The organism is Bacillus sp. FJAT-29814 (assembly GCF_001510715.1).
GTDB lineage: Bacteria > Bacillota > Bacilli > Bacillales > Cytobacillaceae > Neobacillus.
On the sequence record NZ_LMTJ01000010.1, the window covers coordinates 190,880 to 215,362 of the forward strand.

22 protein-coding genes and 1 pseudogene are annotated in these 24,483 nt (G+C 44.0%); 13 read left to right on the forward strand and 10 right to left on the reverse strand.

Features of this window, described 5'->3' with window-relative positions; translation table 11 throughout:
* Positions 1-1,242, reverse strand: a complete 1,242-nt coding sequence (locus AR334_RS24470; RefSeq protein ID WP_066320043.1) for a saccharopine dehydrogenase family protein — start codon at positions 1,240-1,242, stop codon at positions 1-3.
* A gap of 666 nt (positions 1,243-1,908) precedes the next feature.
* On the opposite strand from AR334_RS24470, the gene AR334_RS24475 reads away from it, so the two are divergent.
* From AR334_RS24475 to AR334_RS24520, 10 genes are all read left to right on the forward strand, one after another.
* Positions 1,909-2,583: a uracil-DNA glycosylase gene (locus AR334_RS24475; RefSeq protein ID WP_066320046.1), complete on the forward strand. Its 675-nt coding sequence runs from the start codon at positions 1,909-1,911 to the stop codon at positions 2,581-2,583.
* 241 nt (positions 2,584-2,824) lie between these two features.
* Positions 2,825-3,220, forward strand: coding sequence for a VOC family protein (locus AR334_RS24480; protein WP_066320049.1), 396 nt, complete (start codon positions 2,825-2,827; stop codon positions 3,218-3,220).
* A 9-nt stretch (positions 3,221-3,229) separates the two neighbouring features.
* Complete coding sequence (locus tag AR334_RS24485; protein WP_066320056.1) at positions 3,230-3,601, forward strand: MmcQ/YjbR family DNA-binding protein; 372 nt, start codon at positions 3,230-3,232, stop codon at positions 3,599-3,601.
* A gap of 209 nt (positions 3,602-3,810) precedes the next feature.
* The gene (gene atoD, locus AR334_RS24490) at positions 3,811-4,467 is read left to right on the forward strand and encodes an acetate CoA-transferase subunit alpha (RefSeq protein WP_066320060.1); all 657 of its coding nucleotides are present in this window, start codon (positions 3,811-3,813) and stop codon (positions 4,465-4,467) included.
* Between the two features lie 2 nt (positions 4,468-4,469).
* Positions 4,470-5,120 (forward strand): 3-oxoacid CoA-transferase subunit B, encoded by a 651-nt coding sequence (locus AR334_RS24495; protein WP_301337180.1) that lies wholly within the window; start codon positions 4,470-4,472, stop codon positions 5,118-5,120.
* 258 nt (positions 5,121-5,378) lie between these two features.
* Complete coding sequence (locus AR334_RS24500) at positions 5,379-6,818, forward strand: GntP family permease (protein ID WP_066320064.1); 1,440 nt, start codon at positions 5,379-5,381, stop codon at positions 6,816-6,818.
* Between the two features lie 19 nt (positions 6,819-6,837).
* The gene (locus AR334_RS24505; RefSeq protein ID WP_066320067.1) at positions 6,838-7,623 is read left to right on the forward strand and encodes a 3-hydroxybutyrate dehydrogenase; all 786 of its coding nucleotides are present in this window, start codon (positions 6,838-6,840) and stop codon (positions 7,621-7,623) included.
* A gap of 114 nt (positions 7,624-7,737) precedes the next feature.
* The gene (locus tag AR334_RS24510) at positions 7,738-9,171 is read left to right on the forward strand and encodes a sigma-54-dependent Fis family transcriptional regulator (RefSeq protein WP_066320070.1); all 1,434 of its coding nucleotides are present in this window, start codon (positions 7,738-7,740) and stop codon (positions 9,169-9,171) included.
* 116 nt (positions 9,172-9,287) lie between these two features.
* Positions 9,288-10,265, forward strand: a complete 978-nt coding sequence (locus tag AR334_RS24515; protein ID WP_066320074.1) for a hypothetical protein — start codon at positions 9,288-9,290, stop codon at positions 10,263-10,265.
* Positions 10,266-10,577: 312 nt separating this feature from the next.
* The gene (locus AR334_RS24520; RefSeq protein WP_066320079.1) at positions 10,578-12,977 is read left to right on the forward strand and encodes an immune inhibitor A domain-containing protein; all 2,400 of its coding nucleotides are present in this window, start codon (positions 10,578-10,580) and stop codon (positions 12,975-12,977) included.
* A gap of 153 nt (positions 12,978-13,130) precedes the next feature.
* Here the strand turns inward: AR334_RS24520 and AR334_RS24525 are convergent, their stop codons facing one another.
* The 5 genes from AR334_RS24525 to AR334_RS24545 all read right to left on the reverse strand — a co-directional run bounded on the left by AR334_RS24525 (position 13,131) and on the right by AR334_RS24545 (position 17,693).
* Positions 13,131-13,838, reverse strand: coding sequence for an ABC transporter ATP-binding protein (locus AR334_RS24525; protein WP_066320083.1), 708 nt, complete (start codon positions 13,836-13,838; stop codon positions 13,131-13,133).
* On the reverse strand, positions 13,831-14,610 hold the full coding sequence (locus AR334_RS24530) for an ABC transporter ATP-binding protein (protein WP_066320085.1): 780 nt from the start codon (positions 14,608-14,610) through the stop codon (positions 13,831-13,833). Before AR334_RS24530 ends, AR334_RS24525 begins: the two co-directional genes overlap by 8 nt.
* 1 nt (position 14,611) lies before the next feature.
* Positions 14,612-15,547, reverse strand: a complete 936-nt coding sequence (locus AR334_RS24535) for a branched-chain amino acid ABC transporter permease (protein ID WP_066320087.1) — start codon at positions 15,545-15,547, stop codon at positions 14,612-14,614.
* A gap of 10 nt (positions 15,548-15,557) precedes the next feature.
* Positions 15,558-16,436 (reverse strand): branched-chain amino acid ABC transporter permease, encoded by an 879-nt coding sequence (locus AR334_RS24540; RefSeq protein ID WP_066320089.1) that lies wholly within the window; start codon positions 16,434-16,436, stop codon positions 15,558-15,560.
* A 72-nt stretch (positions 16,437-16,508) separates the two neighbouring features.
* Positions 16,509-17,693 (reverse strand): ABC transporter substrate-binding protein, encoded by a 1,185-nt coding sequence (locus tag AR334_RS24545; protein WP_066320092.1) that lies wholly within the window; start codon positions 17,691-17,693, stop codon positions 16,509-16,511.
* Between the two features lie 385 nt (positions 17,694-18,078).
* Between AR334_RS24545 and AR334_RS24550 the strand changes: the two genes are divergently transcribed.
* On the forward strand, positions 18,079-19,311 hold the full coding sequence (locus AR334_RS24550) for an MFS transporter (RefSeq protein ID WP_066320096.1): 1,233 nt from the start codon (positions 18,079-18,081) through the stop codon (positions 19,309-19,311).
* Between the two features lie 4 nt (positions 19,312-19,315).
* Here the strand turns inward: AR334_RS24550 and AR334_RS24555 are convergent, their stop codons facing one another.
* The 3 genes from AR334_RS24555 to AR334_RS30070 form a co-directional block, all read right to left on the reverse strand.
* Positions 19,316-20,224: an AraC family transcriptional regulator gene (locus tag AR334_RS24555; protein ID WP_253701359.1), complete on the reverse strand. Its 909-nt coding sequence runs from the start codon at positions 20,222-20,224 to the stop codon at positions 19,316-19,318.
* Between the two features lie 168 nt (positions 20,225-20,392).
* Positions 20,393-20,632 (reverse strand): hypothetical protein, encoded by a 240-nt coding sequence (locus AR334_RS24560; protein WP_066320100.1) that lies wholly within the window; start codon positions 20,630-20,632, stop codon positions 20,393-20,395.
* 191 nt (positions 20,633-20,823) lie between these two features.
* Positions 20,824-21,021: a hypothetical protein gene (locus AR334_RS30070; protein WP_066320114.1), complete on the reverse strand. Its 198-nt coding sequence runs from the start codon at positions 21,019-21,021 to the stop codon at positions 20,824-20,826.
* 654 nt (positions 21,022-21,675) lie between these two features.
* Between AR334_RS30070 and gvpJ the strand changes: the two are divergent.
* A pseudogene (gene gvpJ, locus AR334_RS29155) lies at positions 21,676-21,819 on the forward strand (gas vesicle protein GvpJ); the annotation flags it as partial.
* A 79-nt stretch (positions 21,820-21,898) separates the two neighbouring features.
* The gene (locus AR334_RS24570) at positions 21,899-23,149 is read left to right on the forward strand and encodes a nitrate/nitrite transporter (protein WP_066320117.1); all 1,251 of its coding nucleotides are present in this window, start codon (positions 21,899-21,901) and stop codon (positions 23,147-23,149) included.
* A gap of 49 nt (positions 23,150-23,198) precedes the next feature.
* Here AR334_RS24570 and AR334_RS24575 read toward each other — a convergent pair whose 3' ends face one another.
* A complete protein-coding gene (locus tag AR334_RS24575; protein WP_082693098.1) occupies positions 23,199-24,368 on the reverse strand; it encodes a solute carrier family 23 protein in 1,170 nt (389 codons plus the stop codon).
* Positions 24,369-24,483 lie beyond the last annotated feature (115 nt).

A 24,483-nucleotide genomic window follows, 5' to 3' on the forward strand; every position in this document is an offset into this window, starting at 1 on the left:
TTAGCGAACAAGCTCCGGCTGTTTTGACTCTTCTGGCAGTTCATCCACAAGAACAGGATTGAAGTCTTCTACCCATGGAAGTCCCCATTTGTTTAACTCTTCCATGAATGGATCTGGATTAAACTCTTCAATATTGAATACGCCCGGTTTGTTCCACTTGCCAGTCAGGATCATTGCGGCCCCAATCATGGCAGGAACGCCAGTTGTATAAGAGATAGCCTGTGAGCCAACTTCGCGATAGCACTCTTGGTGATCACAAACATTATAGACGTAATAAGTCTTATCTTTGCCGTCCTTTTTCCCTTTGAAGATACAACCGATGTTGGTTTTACCAACAGTACGTGGTCCAAGAGATGCTGGATCTGGCAATACGGCTTTCAAGAATTGAAGCGGAATGATTTGCTTGCCTTCAAATTCGATTGGCTCGATAGAAGTCATGCCTACGTTCTCAAGAGCTTTCAGGTGCATTAGGTAGCTTTGGCCGAATGTCATGAAGAAACGAGCACGCTTCAGGCCAGGGATATTTTTTGCAAGGGATTCAAGCTCTTCATGGTAAAGCAGGTACATATCCTTTTCGCCAACTTCTTTGAAGTTATAAGTACGCTTGATTTCCATTGGCTGTGTTTCAATCCACTCGCCATTTTCCCAGTAACGTCCGTTAGCGGAAACTTCACGGATGTTGATTTCTGGATTAAAGTTAGTTGCAAATGGATAGCCGTGGTCGCCGCCATTGCAGTCAAGAATGTCAATATATTCGATTTCATCAAAGTAGTGTTTTAATGCATAAGCGGAGAATACGCCAGTTACACCTGGGTCAAAGCCTGAGCCCAATAGCGCCGTAATGCCGGCTTTTTCAAAGCGCTCTTTGTATTCCCACTGCCATTTGTACTCGAATTTCGCCGTATCTTCAGGCTCGTAGTTAGCAGTATCCATGTAGTGAGTTTTCGTAGCAAGACATGCATCCATGATCGTTAAATCTTGATAAGGCAATGCCAGGTTCATGACGATATCCGGCTTTACTTCATTGATTAACGCGATTAGTTCATCCACGTTGTCAGCGTCTACTTGTGCAGTGGTAATCTTGGTTTTGGTTGTGCCCTCTAATTTTGCTTTAAGATCATCACATTTTGATTTCGTACGGCTTGCGATGCAAATCTCTTCAAATACATCACTGTTTTGAACGCATTTATGAACTGCTACTGATGCTACGCCGCCGGCTCCGATAATAAGTGCTTTACCCATTTTGGTATCCCCTCGCTTAAAATAATTTTTTTCTGCAACAAAAAAAGCAAGTGTGAATCGCATATTCGCGCACAACACTTGCTTAAGATAGTATTCTCATATTAAATAGCACAAGTATCCCGTAAAAAGTCACAGTGATACCTTAACCATAATTGTCATTTGGACATTATGAAGAAAGCTATTAATATTCAAATATATCAAATTTGATCAGAGTCTATATAGCAAATAATTTACTTTTACCACTCTTATTGACCGTTTCACAAGTTGTGTGCATATGCACTGGTTGTAAAGTAACCAACTTATAAAATTTGAGCTTTTAACTCAATCAATAGGGCAACTAAGTTGCCAATCGGCATTTGACCCGGCTGTCCGTATGGCCTTAACTCCCTAGTGGAAGTGGTCAAAATTATCTGCTTGGAAAGACTCAGAACCAATAGATATATTAGCTTTCCAAAATAACGCTACTTTATAGTAGCAGTAACTGAATCAAATAGCAACAATTTTTTTTTGGAAATAAACGGGGGATTTTTTCGGTACTTTTTACAGATAAAACTTTAAGGGCATCGGATGAAACTGTCCGTATCGTGACTCCCACTCAAAGACAAAACAAAATGAAAACTTTATAATTAATTTATAAACATCCTAGGAAATGAGCGTGGCAACATAATGTCTATTTTAAAAAATGACTGGGCCCCTTTGCTGCAAGGGGAATTTCAGAAACCGTATTATCAGCATCTACGGGGAATTTTAAAAGAAGAATATCAATCTAAAGTGGTCTTTCCGGATCAATATGACATTTTCAATGCTCTTCATCTTACCCCATATAACGAAACGAAAGTGATGATTATTGGACAAGATCCCTATCATGGCCCGGGGCAGGCACATGGATTGAGCTTTTCCGTTAAACCGGGCGTTGCAACTCCGCCATCTCTGCAAAATATTTATAAGGAACTGAAGGCTGATTTGGGCTGCTATATTCCTAACAACGGTTACCTGGTGGAGTGGGCAAAGCAGGGAGTATTGCTGTTAAACACAGTATTAACTGTCCGGGCTGCGACCCCAAACTCGCATAAAGGACTCGGTTGGGAAATCTTCACCGACAAAGTGATTGAAACCTTGAATCTACGAGAGACGCCAGTTGTGTTTATCCTGTGGGGGAACTTTGCCCAGCAGAAACAGCAATTGATTACTTCATCCCGGCATTTCATTCTAAAATCGCCGCACCCTAGCCCGTTTTCAGCCAACAGAGGATTTTTTGGAAGCAGACCTTTCTCCCGGGCAAATGCCATCCTGAGGGAGATCGGGATGCAGGAAATTGATTGGCAGATACCGAATATATAGATAGTATTTTTCAGGAATTTTACTTTTGCTGAACTCTTAGAGGACGGTTTCGGTTGGAAAATTGAGGGGAATGTCCTCAATCGGTGTTATTGGAGCATTAGAAGGCCGATTTTTGGTGCTTGTGCTACGCCAATAAGCTTTATAGGACCGATCCTGGTATCAGTCCTTTTCTATTTGTCTAAACTGTTGTTAGACAAGGAAACTTTTACAATCTAAATTAATGAAAAAATGGGAGGAAATCATGGGGAGACTAATTCACTTTGAAATTCATGTAAGCGATATGGAGCGGGCAAAGAAATTTTACGGCGAGGTATTCGGGTGGTCGTTTCAAGACTGGAGTGAGTATGCTGGAATGCCTTATTTCGGGGCGGTGACTGGCGATGAAAATGAGCCGGGCATCAATGGGGCGTTGATGCAGCGCCAAAGTTCAGCGCCGGAACCCAACCAGGCTCTAAACGGATATGCTTGCACAATGGGTGTGGAAAATTACGATGTAACGGAAGCGAAAATTCTTGAGAACGGCGGCAAGGTGGCTATGCCTAAATATGCCCTGCCTGGGATGGCGTGGCAAGGATACTATATTGACCCCGAAGGAAATGTATTCGGCATTCATCAGCCTGATGCAAACGCGAAATAGGTGAGAAGCATGAATTCAGTAAACACGGCAGGCATGCTTGAAAATGTCCGCAAGATTTGTCTCGCACTGCCTGAAGCCGTTGAAATCATTGACGGCTTTGGCCACAAAACTTTTAAGGTCAACGGAAAATCCTTTGTTATTACAGGGGAAAACGAGAAGGGATTTAACTTGTCGTTCAAGTCGGACCGCGAAACCCAAGCATTATTGCTGCAGAAAGAGTATTTTTTCAAGACCCCGTATATAGGACAGCACGGATGGGTGTCGATTCAAAATCCGAATGGTGAAGTTTGGGATGAATTGGCCGACCTCATTCAAGAAGCCTACCTAAGGGCGGCGCCGAAGCGTTTGGTGCAGAAGTGGAAAGAATTACATACAAATTGAATGGTAATATAATGGACGAGGGTGCCTTAAAAGAGGTTACCCTCTTTTGTTTTGGTTGTCCGCCAATCCGGAATCTCATCTTGCGAAATTCCGTCATTCAGGAATTTTCCGTTTCACCGGAATGTTGTCCACAAGATTATCGTGCGATACCAGTTGGTACGATACTTGCAAATACCTAGGTTAATAGAATCTTAGGAGGTGCAGGAAGCATGAATAAACTGATGACAATGGAAGAGGTTCCTTCCATTCTAAATGATGGCATGACGATTATGGCAGGAGGGTTTATGGGAGTAGGAACCCCAGAAAAGCTAGTCTCGGCTATCCTTGAAGCAAAACTAAAAGATCTCACGCTTATCGCTAATGACACGGCCTTCGTAGAAACTGGCGTGGGGCCGCTCGTGGTAAACAGACGCCTAAAGAAAGTAATCACTTCCCATATAGGGACAAACCCGGAGACCGGCCGGCAGATGCTCTCCGGCGAACTGGAAGTGGAGCTCGTTCCGCAGGGGACGCTTGCTGAGCGAATTAGGGCAGGCGGTTCCGGACTTGGCGGGGTTCTGACACCAACGGGGGTAGGGACCGTTGTCGAGGAAGGCAAGGACAAGATTGTTGTCGATGGCCGCGAATACTTGCTGGAAAAACCGCTTCGCTGTGAAGTAGCGCTATTAAAAGCATTTAAAGCGGATAAAGCGGGAAATCTAGTCTACCATCGCTCGGCCCGAAACTTTAACCCGTTAATGGCGTTGGCCGCCGACACTGTCATTGTTCAGGTAGAGCACCTTGTGGAAATCGGCGAAATTGACCCGGATGAAGTCATGACACCGGGGATTTTAGTGGACAAAATTGTCGTTGCAGGAGGTTGTTAAAGATGAAGGCCACTCTAATGAATCCAAAACAGATTATTGCTGCTCGTGTCGCAAAAGAATTGAAAGACGGTGACGTGGTAAATCTGGGAATCGGTTTGCCTACCATGGTGCCAAACTACCTTCCGGAGGATGTAAGTGTCATCCTTCAATCGGAAAATGGCTACGTCGGACTTGGTCCAGTAGAAGGTGAAATTGACCCTGATATCGTAAATGCCGGGGGACAGCCTGCCGGAATTATTGAAGGCGGCGCCTTCTTTGACAGCTTGTTTTCGTTTGAACTGATTCGCGGCGGTCATGTCGATGTGACCGTTCTTGGCGGACTTGAAGTCGATGCACAAGGGAATCTGGCCAACTGGATGATTCCGGGTAAAATGGTGCCCGGTATGGGGGGCGCGATGGATTTGGTGACAGGGGCGAAGAAGGTGATTGTCGCCATGGAGCATACCGCAAAGAACGGTGCGTCGAAAATCCTGAAGCAATGCAGGCTTCCGTTGACTGGAAAAGGGGTAGTCGATGTGATTATTACAGAGCTCGCGGTATTCAGGTTGACGGAGGAAGGATTAGTCCTAGATGAGCTCCAAGAGGGAGTTAGTCTGGAGACAGTCACAGAAAAAACAGAAGCCTCCTTTCGGGTAGGCGAGAATGTTATTTAAGAAATGGTTCCGCAAACCCGGAAAGTTCCGAATTTGCGGACCTATATCTTCCGGGTTTTCGGAAAATAGTTGAGCTTGTTTTCCTTATTAACAAATGTAGAAAAGTAGAAACCCCTTAAATCACAGTATTTCAAATTTTCTAAAATATTTGGCACAATAGTTGCAATAAGAGATTAATGTAAAGATCAGCTTTATTATTTTTGAAAACGTTTACTTTGGAAGCTGCTCTTTATAGATTTTAGTTCAAGGGGGATTTATATGGAATTATTGGTCATTTTATTGGCACTGGGGTTATTAATGTTTGTGGCGTACCGCGGTTATTCAGTTATTTTGTTTGCCCCAATCTGCGCCCTGTTGGCGGTGGTGTTAATAGCACCACACCACGTACTGCCATTTTTCTCAGGTGTGTTCATGGAAAAAATGGTCGGATTTATTAAATCTTATTTTGCCGTTTTCTTATTGGGAGCTATTTTTGGTAAGGTAGTTGAAATGTCGGGTATTGCTGAGTCGATAGCTAAAACGATTGTGGGTTGGCTTGGTGCGAAACGCGCGATTCTGACAATCGTCTTGCTTGGAGCCATCTTAACATACAGCGGCGTCAGCTTATTCGTTGCCGTGTTTGCCATATATCCATTTGCAGCTCAAATGTTTAAGCAGGCGGATATCCCGAAGCGGCTGATTCCGGGTACCATTGCGCTCGGTGCGTTTACTTTTACGATGGATGCACTGCCGGGAACACCGCAAATACAGAACGTCATTCCGATTTCCTTTTTCAAGACCGATATTTACGCAGCCCCGATTCTTGGAATCATCGGCGCCATCGTTGTTCTATCAGCAGGCTTGTTTTATCTGGAAGCAAGAAGGAAGAAGGCTGAAAAAGCCGGTGAGGGCTATTACGGGTTTGGCACAGAAACAGCGGCTGCTGTGGAAAAAGAAAAACCTGTTCATGATGAACCGGCCCTGCCTGACCTAACGACACAGCAATCATTAGCACGACAAATTCTTGCCTTTGTTCCGCTGGTTTTGGTCGGGGTCACAAATAAACTGTTTGTTACAAATATTCCAAAATGGTACCCGAACGGTTTTGATTTTGCCGCACTCGGCCTGGATGCTTACAAAGTCGATGTTGCCGCCTCTGCCGCCATCTGGGCGATCATGATGGCGCTGATTGTCGGGATTGTGACATCGATTGCCTATGATTATAAACGAGTATTTAACGGCTTTAAAGAGGGAGTCAATACTGCGATTGGCGGGTCGCTGCTGGCTACGATGAATACTGGTGCTGAGTACGGATTCGGCGGCGTCATTGCCGCGCTGCCTGGATTTGCAAAAATCAGTGATGGAATCTCAACCACGTTCACCAATCCGCTAGTAAACGGCGCCGTTACAACGACGACACTTGCGGGGATGACAGGGTCTGCGTCCGGTGGGATGGGGATTGCCTTGGGGGCGATGGCTGATAAATATAACCAAGCGATTGCTGCCGCCAATATCCCGCCTGAAGTTATGCACCGCGTGGTAGCGATGGCATCCGGCGGTATGGACACCCTTCCGCACAACGGGGCGGTCATTACCTTGCTGGCGGTAACAGGATTGACCCATAAACAATCGTACCGTGATATTTTTGCAATTACCGTTATTAAAACCTTGGCGGTATTTGTGATTATCGCACTTTATACATTCTTAGGAATCGTTTAATAGATTAGGAGGCATAACCATGAGTAAAGTTTTAGCAGGAAAAACAGCCTTTGTAACAGGGTCGGCAAGCGGAATAGGATTGGAAATCGCCATGGCCTTTGCCTTGGAAGGGGCCAATATTGTCATCTCCGATTTAAATGCCGAAAAAAGCGAACAAGTGGCGCTGGAGCTAAAAAGTCAGGGGTTTGAAGCAATCTCTGCCCCCTGCGATGTCACCGATGAGGAGGCGTTTAAGAATAGCCTGGAATTGGCACGGGGCAAGTTCGGAACAATAGATATTTTAGTCAATAATGCCGGGTTGCAGTATGTCTCTCCAATAGAGGAGTTCCCGACAGAAAAATTTGAACTGATGATTAAGGTCATGCTGACCGCCCCGTTCATTGGGATTAAGCAGGTATTCCCTTATATGAAGGATCAGGGTTTTGGCCGGGTCATTAATATGGCATCGATTAACGGCCTTGTCGGTTTTGCTGGTAAAGCGGCCTACAATAGCGCAAAGCACGGGGTAATCGGCTTGACAAAAGTAGCTGCGTTGGAGGGTGCGCCTCACGGGATTACGGTCAACGCCCTATGCCCGGGTTATGTAGACACTCCGTTAGTCCGCGGCCAGCTGGCAGACTTGGCCAAGACAAGAAATGTTAGTCTGGAAAGTGTCCTAGATGAGGTCATCTATCCACTTGTACCGCAAAAACGCTTGTTATCCGTGGCTGAAATCGCTGACTACGCTGTCTTTTTGGCAAGTGATAAAGGCAGAGGCATCACCGGTCAGGCAGTGGTTCTTGATGGCGGATACACGGCGCAATAATCAAAAGTCTGTTAGAAAAAGAGAATCCGAGCTGGATTCTCTTTTTTGCAATATTCGCAGAATACCAGTATTTGCTATAATGTATATATTGAGCGAGGAACAAGGGGGATCCACATGATGCCTGCATTTGAGCGGGTGCCAAGCAGCTGGCACGAGCAAATTATTAATCTATTGGCCGAACGTGTGGTCATTGTCGATGAAAGCGGGATTATTCTTTATATTAACGAGGGATATTGTGAGTTTATTGGTACAACAGTAGACGAGGCAATAGGTAGGCCGGTACAGGATGTGATTGAGAACTCGCGAATGCATATTGTTGCCAAAACGGGGGAGAAGGAATTGGCATCCACCCAAAAAATTAATGGCAGTGAGATGATTGCCAACCGCTTTCCGATATTAGAGAACGGGAAGACCGTTGGTGCCGTGGGAAATGTGATGTTCCGCAATCCAGAGGAATGGCGGATGTATAAAACAAAAATTCAAAACCTTGTCGAAGAGTTAAACTATTATCAGGCAAAGGCGCAGCGGGATTTGCAGAGTAAGTACGGCTTTGAGGACCTAATTGGCAGCAGTCCTGTTTTTCTGGCGGCAAAAACATTAGCAAAACGGGTGTCCGGGGGTGATTCATCGGTTTTGTTAATCGGGGAGTCAGGCACGGGGAAGGAATTGTTTGCTCATGCGATTCACCGCATTAGCCCTCGGGCTTCCGCTCCTTTTGTGGCGATTAACTGTTCGTCGATCCCTGAGCATCTGCTGGAATCCGAATTGTTTGGCTATGAGGATGGGGCATTTACCGGCGCGAAAAAAGGCGGAAAAAAAGGGCAGTTTGAATTAGCAAGCGGCGGGACGCTGTTTCTGGATGAAATCGGGGACATGCCCCTGTCGATGCAAAGCAAGCTATTACGGGTGCTGCAGGAGAAAGAAGTGGTCCGTGTCGGGGGGCATAAATCTGTTGCTGTCGATGTGAGGATCATCGCGGCCACTCACCGGAATTTGGAAAAAATGGTGGAAAAAGGGGAATTTCGGCAGGATTTATATTATCGTTTGAATGTCATCAAAATCGATATTCCTCCATTGAGGAGCAGAAAGGAAGATATCTCTGCGGTAGCAAAGCGGCTCCTAAAAAAATTGGAGGCGAGATTTTACCGCAACGGCCTTGAATTATCATCAGAAGTAACCGAAAGATTAATGCAGCATTCTTGGCCGGGCAATATCCGGGAACTTGAGAATGTCTTGGAGCGGTCGATTAATGTGCTCGACGGCCAGACGGTCCGCTTAGCTCACCTACCGTTGTATTTACGTGACCTTGATATAAAGGGCAGGCGCCAGAGTGACGATCCTTCTAACCAAACGATTTATCCAACATATGGACCATTAACGGACCCCATGATGGTTAAACCGTTGAAGGACACGGTGGCACAGGCTGAAAAACATGCAATCCAACATGCGTTGACAGTAGCGAACGGCAATAAGCAGGAAGCGGCCAAGCTACTAGAAATAGGGAAGACAAGCTTATACGATAAATGCAAGCTCTATGAAATAAAATGAGGCAAGGGATGATTCTCTTGCCTTATTTTCGTTTATTGAGACAAAGATATCATATAGTAAATTAGTTATGAAAATATTATAATAGCTTTGACTTTTATCTACTTGGGGTGAACAGGTTGAAGAAATTATTGATAATTATTTTTACGATTTTTGTTTTAGCCGGCTGCGGGGATGATGCATATGATCAGGCAATGAAACAAGGGAAACAGGCGCTGGCATCGGGTGATCTGAATAAAGCGATCGGCTTCTACGAGTCCGCCTTAGATGAGAATCCGAAAGACAAAGCGGCAAAGCGAGCATATGAAACTGTAGAGGCATTATTGGAAGTGGAACAGGCAATCAAGAAGGAAAATTGGGACGAGGCCATGACGAAGGCCAATAAATTGCTTAAGGATCAGTCTTTACCTGACAGTATTAAAAGCAAGTTAAAAGAATCTATCAAAACAGCGAAAACCGGCAACGAGCGGAATCAAGCTATTCTGGAAAGAGTAGAAACAATTAAAGCTCTTATAAAGGATGAAAATTATGCCGAAGCACAAAAATTGATTAGCAGCCTAAAGCAGGAACCCGCTTTTGCTTGGTTTTCAGAAGAAGTGAATAAATTAGAGCTGGCGGTAAATGATGGGCTAAAGAAACAACAAAAAGGCACTAATGAAGAAAAAACGACAGCAGCTGTGACTACACAGGTACAAGCGAAAGAAGAACAAAAGAAGAACCAGACAAATTGGGAAACGTATCATAATGAGAGATTTGGTTATACAGTCAAATATCCGAAGGGTTGGGTTTTGGGTCCAGAGCCAACCAATGGTGACGGTCGCTCTCTTTATCATGACAATAATACCGAAATCACCGTGTTTGCTTCTTATTTTATGGAGGAAACCAATCCTGACCTGTCTTCCTACGAAAAATTAACGACTCATTCCGGCAAGGACGCCTATTTATCAATTAATAAAGATGGGTCAATGATTGATTTCAACGGTGTGGTGACAGACGGGACCATGATCTTCCAACTTGGTGGCTATATGTCAGAGGAATTTTATAAAAAGAACGCTGCAATTTTAAAGGAAATGCTAGTAGATGTAACACTATATTAATTGTTTCCCAGAGCAAGTTATATGGTAAGGGAGTATTTTTTAGAAACAGCCTCGGGAAAAAAAGCAAAGTTTGTATATTGGCAAATAGAAAATTAAACTTTTTACTGTGAAATTTCTACAAAATACTATATCTATTTGTCTATATACAAACTAATATTTTCCATTATTTGTATAAAAACTAGGAATATTTACTTACTTTCTTTTCGTTTTTGTCAGCTTTTTGTCGAAGTGTATCGAAAAAAATAAATTGTATAATTTAATTTTTCGGAATATTATTTATCTTGCAAATAGAATGATGAAGGGGGAGTTATATTGAAGAAGTTTTTAAAAACAGGCCTAACTACTGCAGTGATTGCTGGGACTTTGTTTTCTGGATTTCCAGCAAACAATGCGAGTACGGCAAGTGGGGAATCTCTCCATAAAAGCCCAAATTATGCCACTCAGTCTCATAGTTCACTAGATTTGGCTATCGTAAATGAGGACAAATTACTAGAATCACTCGTTAAACGCGGTATCATCGCGAAGGATGCAACCACGGCCGAGAAGCAAAAGGCTTTAAGCAAGTACTTGGAATTAAAGGGGGAACAAGGAAAAGTAAAGGAATCCGATCCGTTAGCGGCAAAGGTTAAAGCGGCTGAATCGGAAAAGCAAAAGAAATTTAAGGACTTCAATAATGGCCTATTAAAAGGTAAAGGCAACAAATATGGACAGTTGAAGGGGAATCCGGATCCTGTACAAGAAGGTACATCACCTGGCATTCAGAAAAAGGGAAAACTATTAACCTTAATGGTTGAATACTCCGATTTCGAACACAATAACCTCAAGCCTGGTGAAACTGACAACTATTATAAGGATTATAATACTGACCACTATGAAAAGATGATTTTCGGAAATAAAGGTGAATTCAAAGGCCCGAATGGCGAAGAACAAGTTTCTCAAAAGCAATTTTATGAAGAGCAGTCGGGCGGTACTTATACAATTGAAGGTAAAGCCTATGGCTGGTTAAAGGTGCCTGGCACTGCTGCATATTATGGCGGTGACAGACCTGGTGGAGGCCATGATAACGTCAATCCGGGCGGCTCAAAACAATTAGTAAAGGATACTTTAGTAGCTGCAATAGCGGCGGGCGTTCCTTTGCAAGATTATGATTTAGAGGATCCGCATGATTTGGATGGAGACGGAAACTTCTGGGAGCCGGATGGTTTAGTTGACCACCTGCAAATTATTCACTCTGGCATGGGACAAGAAGCTGGCGGCGGCTCGCTTGGTGACAATGCGATTTGGTCCCACCGTTCCGCAGTGTTCTTTGACCCGGACGGTCTTGGGAAAGGGCTACCTGGATTCTATGATTATACGGTTATGCCTGAAGACGGGGCAACTGGAGTATTCGCACATGAGTACGGTCATGACTTAGGTCTGCCGGATGAATACGATACTCAATATACCGGTACAGGTGAAGCGGTTGGCTACTGGTCCATTATGGCCAGCGGTTCTTGGGCCGGAAAAATCCCTGGTGCAGAGCCAACTGGATTCTCTCCATTTGCAAAGCAATATTTCCAATCCACTCTTGGCGGCAAATGGACAAGCCCAACTGTCGTAGAGTGGGATGAAGTGTCAACAAAGGGAACACAATTCCTGCTTGACCAGGCAAACTCTCCGCTTGGGAAAAACAATCAAGCGGTTCGGGTAAACTTGCCACAAAAGAAAACTCCAGTAAACACGCCAACTGGTTCCTATGAATACTGGGGCGGCCAAAAAGATGAAATGGATACCAATATGGTCACTGATGTTGATTTGACAGGAAGAGCTTCTGCGACATTAACATTTGATGCTTGGTATGACATTGAACCACAATGGGATTTTGCTTTTGTTCAAGTTTCAACTGACAGTGGCGCCACTTGGAAATCCTTAGGCAACAACAATACTCGCTCAGACGTTGTTCCTGAAGGATATCCAACCATATTAAATTCAATGCCTGGCTTCTCAGGAAATTCAAACGGATGGCAAGCACAATCCTTTGATTTATCAGAATACAAAGGACAAAAAATTAAGCTCCGCCTTCGTTATGCAACAGACTGGGGCAGCTCTTACATCGGCTTCTTTGCTGACAACATCAAGGTGGTGGCTGATGGACAAACATTAGTCGACGATGGTGCTGAAAAGGAACCCTCTGCCTTTGCTTTAAACGGTTTTACAAAGATGGATGGAAATAAATTAACCGACCACTATTACCTGCTTGAATGGCGTAATCACAAGGGCGTTGACCAAGGTTTAGCAAATATTAAACGCGGTCAATCGCTGATGAGCTATGACGGCGGCCTTGTTGTTTGGTATGTGGATGACAGCTTCACCGACAACTGGACAGGCGTACACCCTGGTGACGGTTTCCTTGGTGTAGTCGATGCTCACCTTGGCAATGACTTGCAATGGAGCTTAAGCAATGGAACGACTGCTGAAGCTAGCACTCGTTTTCATATCGCGGATGCGGCCTTTGGATTAAATCCAACTTCAGGATTAAACGTTGATTATCCTGGTGTCCAAACGTTAACAGCTCCTAGCCAGCCAGGTGTGTCCCTGTTTGAAGATAGCAAGTCTTTCAACAATATCTTTATGCCAGATGCCGGCAGAAATCTACCTAACTTCGGACTTAAAGTTCGTGTAAACGGACAAGCCAAAGATAAATCAGTTGGCTCGATTGTGATTTACAAATAATAGTCTGATAGCTTAGAAGGGCAGATTCCTCGTGAATCTGTCTTTCTTTTTGAAGATAACCGCAAATTTGGGGAAAATGAAACGCTGCTCGTTGGATTTGCTAGAATTTCAATAAAAAAGCCATGGAGTAAATCCCCCATGGCTCCCTAGCACTTATAATCCCCCTAGGTAGGCTTTTTTGATGTCTTCGCTTGCTTGAAGTTCTGCCGCTGAGCCTGCGATTTCGATGCGTCCGGTTTCGATGACGTAGGCACGGTCGGCGACGGATAGCGCCATATTGGCGTTTTGTTCAACGAGCAGGACGGTCGTTCCGGTCTGATTGATCTGCTCGATAATGTTAAAAATTTGTTTAACCATAAGCGGTGCCAATCCCATGGAAGGCTCGTCCAGCAGGAGCAGCTTTGGCTTGGCCATAATCGCGCGTCCCATGGCCAGCATCTGTTGCTCACCGCCGGATAGCGTGCCGGATAATTGCTTGCGGCGTTCGAGCAATCGTGGGAACAGTTCATACACCTTTTCCATATCTTTGCGAATCCCGCTGGTATCCTTTCTAGTATAGGCGCCTAGCTCCAAATTTTCCTCTACAGACATATTGGAAAAAACACGGCGTCCTTCTGGCACATGGGAAATCCCTGCCTTGACAATGGCTTGCGGCGCCAATGCAGAAATTGTTCCACCTAAGTATTCGATCGTTCCCGATTTTGGTTTAAGCAGTCCGGATAAGGTTTTGAGCAGCGTACTTTTTCCAGCTCCGTTCGCGCCAATTAAGGTAACAATTTCGCCTTCTTTTACCTCTAATGAAATTCCTTTGAGAGCCTGAATGTTTCCATAAAACACATTAATATTATTGACTTTAAGCATGCTCGCTCGTAACCTCCTCTCCTAAATAGGCTTCGATTACCTTCGGATTCGTGCGAATCTCCTCAGGGGTTCCTGCTGCAATGAGCTGGCCGTGGTCAAGGACATAAATTCGTTCACAGATCCCCATGACCAAGTTCATGTCATGTTCAATTAACAGGATTGTCAAATCAAACTGTTTCCGGATAAATGCAATCAGTTCCATTAATTCGTGGGTCTCTTGGGGATTCATCCCGGCTGCAGGTTCATCCAGCAAGAGCAGCTTCGGACCGGCGGCTAATGCGCGGGCGATTTCCAATCTGCGCTGCTGTCCGTAGGGCAAATTTTTGGCCTTTTCATCTTTTAAACCGTCTAAGTTAAAAATTTTTAAAAACTCAAGCGCCTTGTTCTCCATATTTTTTTCCTCGGAAAAGTGGGAAGGCAGACGGAAAATCGAGCTAAAAATCGAATTTTTCGCTAATGAATGATAGGCAACCTTTACATTGTCCAACACAGATAATTCGCTGAAAAGACGAATGTTTTGAAAGGTTCTGCTGATGCCGCTTTGTGTTACCTTGTAGGGAGGCAGTCCGTTCAGCCGCTTTCCGTTAAAGATAATCTCACCTTCCGTCGGTACGTAAACGCCTGTTAACAAGTTAAAACTAGTCGTTTTTCCGGCACCGTTCGGCCCGATTAATCCGACCAGTTCGCCTTGTCGCAGTTCCATATTAAAGCCGGAAACAGCCTTTAATCCGCCAAACTGAATGCCGGCATTTTTTACCTCAAGTAATGCCATCTTAATGGCCTCCTTTCGCCGGTTTCCACTTGAATAAATCGGTGATTTCCCGTGTGCCTAATAAGCCCTGAGGACGGTAAAGCATGACAATCACCAATACTAAGCTATAGATAATCATCCGTGTTTCCGGATATTGCTGTAAGAACGCTGAAATGATGGTTAACAGAATCGCAGAAATGACGGATCCAGAAAGGCTGCCAAGACCACCCAGCACAACAAAGATCAGGATATCAAAGGATTTTAAGAAACCAAAATTCCCCGGCTGGATGATATAAAAGTTATGGGAGTATAAGGCTCCGGCAACCCCTGCAAAAAAGGACCCGATCGCAAAAGCGGCGACTTTATAAAAAGTGGTATTAATCCCCATCGCATCAGCGGCAATTTCATTTTCTCTAATTGAAATACAAGCCCGGCCATGTCTGGAATTAGTAAAGTTTGAGATGACTAGTATTGTAATAAATAAACAAACAAATGTTGTCGTCCAAGTGGTAAAGTGCGTTACCTGCATGCCCGCGGCTCCGCCAACATAGTCAATATTGAATAGCATAATCCGAATGATTTCGGCAAAACCAAGGGTGGCAATCGCCAAATAGTCTCCTCGCAGTCTTAAAGTGGGAATCCCGACAATGAGGCCTGCAAGAGCAGCAACCACTCCGCCAATCACGATGGCCAGAACAAATGGCAATTCAAATTTCATTGTGGCAATCGCTGAAATATAAGCGCCAACAGCCAAGAACCCGGCATGGCCAATGGAGAATTGACCGGTGATGCCAATGACCAAATGAAGACTGACCGCCAAAATAATATTAATCGAGATTGTAAGGATCAAGTTACTATAGTATATATTTAGTAATCCTGAGACGGTGAAAAATTGGACGACTCCATACACAACTGCCGCCAGAATCACAAATGCCCAAAATGGTTTTGATTTCTTCATTATTTTTCACCTAAACTTTCTCTTTTGTATTTTTGCCAAAGATGCCTGAAGGTTTTAAGATTAGTATGAGAATCAAAATGATAAAGGCGGCTGCATCTCGCCATAATGAAAATCCTGCAGCGCTGACAATCGCTTCGACGACCCCAAGGATAATTCCGCCAACCATTGCGCCCGGAATACTGCCGATGCCGCCTAATACGGCTGCAACAAACGCTTTTAACCCAGGGATGACTCCCATCAACGGTTCAATTTTTGTATAGTAGACCCCGAACACGACCCCAGCGGCTCCTGCTAATGCCGAACCGATGGCGAAGGTGAAGGAAATCGTTTTGTCGACGTTAATTCCCATTAAACGGGCTGCGTCCATGTCAAGGGATACCGCGCGCATCGCTTTTCCCATTTTTGTACGGTGAACAATAAATTGTAAAATAATCATTAAGACGATAGAAGTTAATAGGATAAATAATGACTGGCTATTGATTTGTACACCAAACAAACTAATGGCTTTGTTTGGTACAACGTCATCAGGATAGGCTTCCGGCTGCGCCCCGCGAATAAAAATCATTCCGTATTCAATCAGTAGGGACATTCCGATGGCTGTAATCAAAGCGGCAATTCTCGTAGCATTACGAAGCCGTTTATAGGCAATTCGTTCAATTAAAACTCCAAATACGGCACAAAAAGCCATTGAAATAATCAGTGCCGGAAAGAAGCCCAATCCCCATCCCGTAATCGCGTAGAAACCGATAAAGGCACCTACCATAAATACATCACCATGTGCAAAGTTGATCAATTTAATGATCCCGTACACCATTGTGTATCCTAATGCGATTAAGGCATAGATGCTTCCAAGTGAAATGCCGTTTATGAGTTGCTGTAACCAATCCATGCGCTCTCGCTCCTTCTTTTTTAAAAAAGCAAAATGGAAGGGGATAATCCTTCCATTTTACTGGTTTGTTTATTAAGGATTAATTTTCGTGTTAAACACTTGCTTACCATCCTTGTACTCTAAAACGATGGCTGATTTGATTGGATGGTGATTTTTATCCAGTGATAATACACCGGTAACAAGTGATAAATCTTTGGTTTTAGCTAATTCTTCCTGAATTTTGACGGAATCTGTGCTTCCTGCACGCTTAATGGCGTCAGCCAAGAAATAAACGGTGTCATAACCAAGAGCGTTGAACGCGTTAGGTGCCTCACCCTTATTCTTGTCTTTGAAGGCAGTCACAAAATCCTGGACCTTTTTATCCGGGTCTTCATTAGAATAGTGGTTGATTAAGTAGGTGTTATTTAATGCATCTGCACCGGCTAAATCAACTAATTTTGGCGAATCCCAGCCGTCAGCGCCCATTAATGGAGCCGTAATGCCTAGTTCGCGTGCCTGCTTAACAATCAAGCCAACTTCCTCATAGTAGCCAGGAATGAAAATAAATGATGGATTCTTTGCCTTGATACGAGTCAAGGTGGCACGGAAGTCTGTATCCTTTGCTACATAAGACTCTTCTCCAACGATTTTACCGCCTGCTTTTTCAAATGTTTCCTTGAAAGCAGTGGTTAATCCTTTTGCATAGTCACTCGAGTTGTCTGAAAAGATCGCTGCATCTTTTACTTTTAATTTATCTAAGGCAAAGTTGGCAGCCACTGTACCTTGGAATGGATCAATGAACGATGTACGGAAAACAAAGTCTCTTACTTTTCCTTTTTCATCGACTGTTACAGTTGGGCTCGTTCCCCCCGGAGCCATCAAAACAGTTTTCGTGTCATTTGCAATTTGTGCCTGGGCTACGGTATTTCCGCTTGTTGCTGCACCAATGACTGCATTTACTTTGTCTTGGCTTGTCAGCTTAATAATTCCATTCGTTGCTTCCGCTGCTTCCGACTTATTGTCATTTTTAATCACTTCAATTTGCTTGCCATCAACACCGCCAGCTTTGTTAATTTCCGCTACGGCCATTTCAATTCCTTTTGTCATGGATTCACCGTAGGAAGCAACGTTCCCGGAAAGCTCCATGTTTACTCCAAGTTTAAAGACATCTGAATTGCCGCCTCCGCCACTGGCACCTTGATTTCCTGTGCCACAGCCGGCAAGGATTCCGGCAGCTAAAGCCGATGCCATAAATACTTTACTCCATTTCTTTTTCATGTCTTAAGATCCTCCTCTGTATTTGTTCCAATTTTCTGATAATATGACCCGAAATGGACTATCGGGATATAAAGGTAAAAAGTGATTTAATAGTTAGTATATTAAAACAATTTTTTTCATTCGTCTAGTATAATATCAAAATATTTTATAAATTTTATTTTTTCATAAAATGATAGCGATTTCATGTCGAATATAAGCGAATAATATCAAATAATGTACCAAAATACCCATAATTAGGGAATTCCTATTTAAATTAGAATAATAATATAAAGAAAATAAAATTATTCTATTTGGGGACCGAGGGGCTGTAAAGTAATAAAAATCGCAAATTTGGAAAAGAAATGAACTCTCTCCCTCTTTATAATGAAGCAGAGGTGGATGAAGGATGAAATTATTACAGGCAAAGGATCCCTATACGGTCTACATTTATACTTGTGGTTTGTCAGCATTTATTTTTACGTTTATATTTACGGTCAATTTGCTTTACCATGTTCAAGTCGTAAAGCTTGACCCTTTGCAGCTTGTGCTGGTGGGGACCGTTTTGGAACTGACGGTGTTTTTGTTTGAGATCCCGACTGGATTGGTTGCGGACATAAAAAGCAGGAAACTTTCGATTATTATCGGGTATTTTTTGATAGGGGCAGGCTTTTTGATTGAGGGGTTATTTCCCGTTTTTATGGCTGTTATTTTTTCGCAAATTCTTTGGGGACTTGGTTACACATTTACCAGCGGTGCCACGCAGGCATGGATTGCCGATGAAATTGGCGAAGAACGAGCCTCGGCAGCCTTTATAGGAGGGGCAAAAGCAGCCAACTTCACTAAAATCATTGCGATTCCATTTAGTATGTTAACAGGCTATTTTATGGTGAATTTGCCGATCATCATCGGTGGTGTCTGTATGGTGGCGCTGGCATTCCTATTAATCTTCCTAATGAAAGAAGAACACTTTAAACCTGTCGGCAAAGAGGAAAGAGTCTCAGGATGGCATCATATGAAGGATAATGTTAAAAAAGTCGTTTGTTACTCAAGGACGAGTTTTATCTTGAGGATCCTTCTCCTGATTGCCTTATTGTTCGGGCTATATAGTGAAGGGTTTGACCGACTATGGATCACCCATTTCATTGACGCTGCCAATTTCTCGGAGTTCACAGATTCCGAATTGGTATTATTTATGGGAGCGATAAAATTCGTTGTCGTGCTGCTGTCATTTGCGGCACTTCATTACATTGGCAAGGGATCCATTTACAAGCAACAAAGGTATATTTATTTTGCCTTGTTTATCGGCAGTGTATTGATAATTGGTTCTTTATTAGGCTTTGCCTTGACTACATTTACCGCTAGCCTACTTGTCTTTTATATCATCATTCAAGTAAGCAGGGAGTCGATGTATCCGTTAATGGATGTATGGCTGAACAAACTCATTGTTGATTCTAAAACGCGGGCGACCTTTTTTTCGGTCAAAGGGCAGGTGGATGCCATCGGGCAAATTGCTGGCGGGCCGGTAATTGGCCTTGTAGCGGCGAATTTCATGGTTAAAACCGCTCTTGTGGTAAGTGCATTGTTGCTGTCGCCGGTTCTGTTTTTATATTATTTGGTGTTGAAAAAAGATAGAAAGTGAGCTGTCACTTTCTATCTTTTTCTCTTATTGGAATATGAATCTCCATATATATTTTTTCATGCTCCCAGTAATGGCAGTGTTCATCGTAATATTCAAAGTCAAAGGCGGTCTCATCGACTTCATAAGACGAGAGCGGGAGCCAATCCTCCAAAATATATTGCCAGGTTCCTTTAATCGCGGGAACAAACTGTTCGACCGATCCTAATGGAGTTTTAAAAACTGCATAGGTCGCTGTAGGAATTTGTAAACTCATCAGTCTATCGGGAAGCTCCTTGCCCTCGTCAAACTCCACAGAAAATAAGTAGTTAAAGCTGCCATCGGTTTCAGTACTGCTTAAGTTGATGCAATACTCCCCGTGGTTCCTGGGCTTAAGCTGTTCATACAACATGTCTTCCACAGACCCATCGGTTAATCCCCGTTGATTCCAATAGGCAGGTACATCCCTTGTATAGGAAACATTCTTAATAAAGCCCTCAAAGGTTTTGCCCGCGACCCAAAAGGCCGGCCGGGTCACAATCTTCGGCTGCATGACGATGCCGCCGAGGTTTTTCTGGCGGAGACTCATTAGGTCAGGTTTTTGCGGCAAGGAATGGGGGCAGTGAAGCTTATATAAGCTCGGCGGGCTTCCAAAGCATTTTTTGAACGCCTTTGTAAACCCAGCATGGGTTTCAAAGCCATAATCCATGGCAATATCTACGATTTTCCTGCCGTTAATCAACTCGTACAAAGCAAATTGAAGTTTTCTTTTTAAAACATAATCCATCAGCGTATAGCCAATGTGTTTTTGAAAAAGACGATAAAAATGATAAGGGGAGTACCCAGCCAGCTTTGCCAGCCTCTCAGGCGCAATCTCCTCTTTTATATGGTCGTCAATATAGTCAATGATTTGTTGAAGCATGGTTAATTGTTCCATAGAAAACCCCGCTAATATGTATTCAGTTAAATTATATCAGATGAGGCGGGGTTCGTTTGTTGCGCCCAAAATTTATTTAAATGAGTACAGAACGCCCTTTTAAAAAGCCATGGGGAAAACTGACCCCATGGCCTTAAAAAGAATCTGGACACTCTGTTATTGTTCCCTTTAAGCACTCGGAAGGCTCGGAATTAAACCACGAACGGCTTGGAGAAGGCCGTTAGCCGTAGCTGTTTGTTCGGCTGTTAGTGCACCTGTGCCGCCAGTATAGACAGTGACACAGACTGGGCAAACATCCACGTGAATACCCAATAAGTTAATGGCTAGTCCACCTGGAATGCTCACAGTAAGGATTGGTGTCGAGCCTGCAGGAGGAGTACATGTCTGACAATTTGTCGGTATCGCCATTGGTCACACCCCCTTTCTTTATTAAGCTAGTACATGTTTATGCATCAAATGAACGGGGGTATGGGTAATTGGACAAGTTCTTAAAAATTTTTCTAATAAAATGATTACTCCGACTATTAAAATGTCATTTAGTATGTTTTGGGGCGTTAGGCGGTTTCGGAAGCCCTGGATGTTTGGGGATCTTTGTCGGCTTAGGGTGTTTTGAACACTTTGGCGGTTTCGGCGGCTTCGGATGTTTTGAACACTTTGGCGGTTTCGGTGGCTTCGGATGTTTTGAGCACTTTGGCGGTTTCGGTGGCTTCGCATGTTTTGAGCACTTTGACGGTTTCGATAGCTTCGCATGTTTTGAGCATTTTGGCGGTTTCAGTGGCTTCGGATGTTTTGAGCATTTCCGCGGCTCTGACGGCTTTGGTTCTCCGTTGTCACTGTTGCAGAGTCTTTCAGGCAGACATTTTATTTCAAACTGACAAGCGGTATCACTAAAGACCCCTTTCTCGCTCCCAGTATCTGGTTTTGTGCCAACAGGGAAGGAGACAGCCTCTGGTGTACAGGTATCATTTGATCCTGTGCATCCAGCATAAACAGCGATATAAATCGGGCCGACTTCGGCTTGAATGCCAAATAGACTAATAGCTAATCCACCCGGTATGCTTACTGTAAAAATTGGTGTTGAACATTCAGGAGGTATACAGGAAGAGCAGTTTTTGTCATGAGCCATGATCCATTCCCCCCTTTCCTCGTAAAGTTACTATATTAGTATGATGGCAGACAGCACTTGGACATCCATTATTAAATTTTGTTCGCTTTGAAACAGTACTGCAGGTTTTTTAGCGTGTGAAATAACGAAAAAATTCATTACAACTGTCCCCATGGCAAAAGGCATGTCCAAATAAATTCGTGTAATTTCCCATATATTGTAGTACCAACGTTATATACGATGGAATAGTGGCTGTTGGAAGGGGAAGATTTTTTCACTCTAAAGTGAACTGGGAATAGTTTATAGTAGGAATCCCTTTTTGGCGGCAGTGGAGGGAGGGAATTAGATGGCTTCAATTCAAAAAAGTGTTGATTCTTCAAGCCTTGCAGAAGTAATTGACCGCATCCTTGATAAGGGTGTTGTTATTGACCTCTGGGCCCGTGTTTCATTAGTTGGAATCGAACTTCTGACAATTGACGAGACAGTTCTCTGCTTCTTTTTAAATGGAGAAGCTTAAGAACCGTCTCCTGCTTCATATATATAAGTAAAAACAACAGGAGTCGAAAGCCATGGACAAACAAACCAGCAAATTCCGATGGGTTGTTTTTAGTACTGTACTTTTTACGTATTTGCTCATGTCAAGCCAGCGAACGGCTCCGGGATTGATCACGGACCAAATTATGAGTGATTTTCATGTAACCGCAACAACGATTGGGCTGCTGGCAAGTATTCAATTTTTGGTTTACACCGGCTTGCAAATTCCGATGGGGATTCTGGCAGACCGGTATGGTCCTAATTTTTTCCTCATAATCGGGGCATTGCTTACAGGGGCGGGGACCATCATTTATAGTCTCGGCGAGTATGAAGTCGTCCTGTTTTTTGCGAGAATCCTGACGGGAATCGGAGATGCGACGATCTGGGTCAATTTGGTGATAATTTTGGGCCAATGGTTTAATGCGAAGGAATTCAGCCGTTTAATCGGGATAACCGCCATGACCGGGAGCCTTGGTTTTCTTGTGGCGACAGTTCCTTTTGCAGCGTGGATTGAGCTGCTTGGCTGGAGGGCGGCATTTTTTTCGACGGGATTCTTATTATGTTTGTGCAGCATACTTTTATATGTTGTCCTTGTTAAAAAAACGGAGCAACCGGTATTTGTAAAAAACAAAGCACAGCGTGAAAATACATGGGGAATGCTGCGAAGAATCGTTTCGAATCGGCAGGCCTGGGCGCTATTCCTTTGTCACTTTGGACTTGTTGGAACGTACGTAGGATTTATCGGTTCGTGGGCTGTGCCTTACGGGATGACAATGTATGGAATGACACGGTCGGAAGCGGGCCAGCTTGTTTTGCTTGGACTGGTTGGGGCGTTAATCGGCGCTCCGCTGGCGGGCTGGCTTGCTAGCCGGCTGAATATGATAAAACGGCCTTATATTGTTGTGCATGTCATTATTGTATTAAGTTGGGCGGCCTTTCTTTTGTTTAGAGGAAATCCGCCAGTTTTAATGCTGACCTTGCTTTTCTTTGTTATAGGGCTTGCCTATGGGGCTAATGCCTTAACCTTTGCTGCTGTCCGTCAGTCTTTTCCGGTCGCCGAATCAGGCCTTGCTTCCGGGTTTGCCAATACGGGCGGATTTCTTAGTGCCGTCCTGCTGCCAAGCATATTTGGGAGGGTATTGGATTATTTTCAAGCTTCGCCAGGGAATATCGAGGATGGTTACTATTATGGCTTTATCATTCCGGTTGTGTTCTCGATGCTTGGCTTGATAGGGGTGATTTTGGTTAAGGAAGAGCAAAATGGAAAGGAAAGGGGAGTGGTTTAATAAATAAAAGGCCATTCCGCAGCAAGTGATGTGGAATGGCCATATTATTTTAACCTTCGTTCTTTGTTGTAAAATCAGGGACGAGCCAATAGATGAGCAATCCGGCAATGGTGGCGTAGGCGATGCCACTATGGGCATAGCCAATTCCAATGATGAAGATGATGGCAACGATGACTAAATTTTTCATATTCGCCAAATTCACTTTTTCTTCAACCATGTGGCGGATTCCCATTGCAGCGATCATGCCGAACAATAGGATGCAGATGCCGCCCATGACGGCCACTGGAATGGATTGGATTGCCGCTCCAACTTTGCCGAACAAGCCGAGAAGAATCGCAATCACAGCGGCGCCTTGAATAATCCTGCTAGAAAACTGGCGTGTGATGGCCAGCACCCCGAGGTTTTCCGCATAAGTGGTTTGCGCAGGTCCGCCGATAAAGCCAGAGATTAATGTAGCAAAGCCATTCCCCCAAAGGATGCTTGAAAATCCAGGATCCTTGGTCACATCTTTTCCAGTAATCTCATTTAACACAAACATATGTCCAAGGTCTTCGATGATGGTAACCAGGGCAATCGGCGCCATTCCAAAGATGACGACCCACGTGAATTCCGGCATGATGAAATGCGGAAAAGCAATAGCTGGTGCGGCGGCGATCGTATCAAAATCAACAAATCCTCGCACGGCGGCGTACACATATCCGACTGCAAGACCAATGATGATTGGCAAAAGGCGGATTACCTTTGTGCCTGCAAGCGTTGCGATAATCGCGGCAAGCAGGCTGACAATCGCGACATCCCAATGGGTCGAAGCCATGCTTGTTACCGCCGTGGTTGCCAGCGCAAGACCGATGATACTGACAACCGGCCCGACGACAACGGGGGGAATAACTTTCCGGACTTTCTCAAAGCCGACTAATGAAATGATAATAGAAACAATGGCATAAACAATGGAAACACTGATAAGACCGGCAACCGCTTGGCCTGGTGATTTCAACTCTCCTACATATAACGCGAGCGGAGCAATAAAGGCAAAGGATGATCCTAGATACGTAGGAACTTTTCCACGGGTGATAAGATGGAAAATCAAGGTTCCTACACCACTGGCAATAAGCGCACTTCCCGGATCAAGACCGGTTAGTGCCGGCACCAGCACAGTTGCACCAAACATGGCAAACAAATGCTGCAATGACAACGGTATCGCCCTTAAAAAGTTTTTCAAGCGTGTCCCCCCTTTTAAAATAAGCCCTCATTTATGATATATTTCTCCTATTTTTTTTTAGAATAAAAATTCGTTAGAATAATAAATTTTATATTTTAGCGGTTCCAATTCGTAT

Excerpts from the sequence above, each read along its gene's own strand:
- AR334_RS24535 (WP_066320087.1), bottom strand. The coding sequence starts at position 15,547 with ATGAAGAAATCAAAACCATTTTGGGCATTTGTGATTCTGGCGGCAGTT.
- AR334_RS24555 (WP_253701359.1), bottom strand. The coding sequence starts at position 20,224 with ATGGAACAATTAACCATGCTTCAACAAATCATTGACTATATTGACGAC.
- AR334_RS24560 (WP_066320100.1), bottom strand. The coding sequence starts at position 20,632 with ATGGCGATACCGACAAATTGTCAGACATGTACTCCTCCTGCAGGCTCG.
- AR334_RS24550 (WP_066320096.1), top strand. The coding sequence starts at position 18,079 with ATGAAATTATTACAGGCAAAGGATCCCTATACGGTCTACATTTATACT.
- AR334_RS24570 (WP_066320117.1), top strand. The coding sequence starts at position 21,899 with ATGGACAAACAAACCAGCAAATTCCGATGGGTTGTTTTTAGTACTGTA.
- atoD (WP_066320060.1), top strand. The coding sequence starts at position 3,811 with ATGAATAAACTGATGACAATGGAAGAGGTTCCTTCCATTCTAAATGAT.
- AR334_RS30070 (WP_066320114.1), bottom strand. The coding sequence starts at position 21,021 with ATGCTCAAAACATCCGAAGCCACTGAAACCGCCAAAATGCTCAAAACA.
- AR334_RS24500 (WP_066320064.1), top strand. The coding sequence starts at position 5,379 with ATGGAATTATTGGTCATTTTATTGGCACTGGGGTTATTAATGTTTGTG.
- AR334_RS24495 (WP_301337180.1), top strand. The coding sequence starts at position 4,470 with ATGAAGGCCACTCTAATGAATCCAAAACAGATTATTGCTGCTCGTGTC.
- AR334_RS24480 (WP_066320049.1), top strand. The coding sequence starts at position 2,825 with ATGGGGAGACTAATTCACTTTGAAATTCATGTAAGCGATATGGAGCGG.
- AR334_RS24505 (WP_066320067.1), top strand. The coding sequence starts at position 6,838 with ATGAGTAAAGTTTTAGCAGGAAAAACAGCCTTTGTAACAGGGTCGGCA.
- AR334_RS24475 (WP_066320046.1), top strand. The coding sequence starts at position 1,909 with ATGTCTATTTTAAAAAATGACTGGGCCCCTTTGCTGCAAGGGGAATTT.
- AR334_RS24545 (WP_066320092.1), bottom strand. The coding sequence starts at position 17,693 with ATGAAAAAGAAATGGAGTAAAGTATTTATGGCATCGGCTTTAGCTGCC.
- AR334_RS24530 (WP_066320085.1), bottom strand. The coding sequence starts at position 14,610 with ATGGCATTACTTGAGGTAAAAAATGCCGGCATTCAGTTTGGCGGATTA.
- AR334_RS24540 (WP_066320089.1), bottom strand. The coding sequence starts at position 16,436 with ATGGATTGGTTACAGCAACTCATAAACGGCATTTCACTTGGAAGCATC.
- AR334_RS24470 (WP_066320043.1), bottom strand. The coding sequence starts at position 1,242 with ATGGGTAAAGCACTTATTATCGGAGCCGGCGGCGTAGCATCAGTAGCA.
- AR334_RS24510 (WP_066320070.1), top strand. The coding sequence starts at position 7,738 with ATGATGCCTGCATTTGAGCGGGTGCCAAGCAGCTGGCACGAGCAAATT.
- AR334_RS24525 (WP_066320083.1), bottom strand. The coding sequence starts at position 13,838 with ATGCTTAAAGTCAATAATATTAATGTGTTTTATGGAAACATTCAGGCT.
- AR334_RS24485 (WP_066320056.1), top strand. The coding sequence starts at position 3,230 with ATGAATTCAGTAAACACGGCAGGCATGCTTGAAAATGTCCGCAAGATT.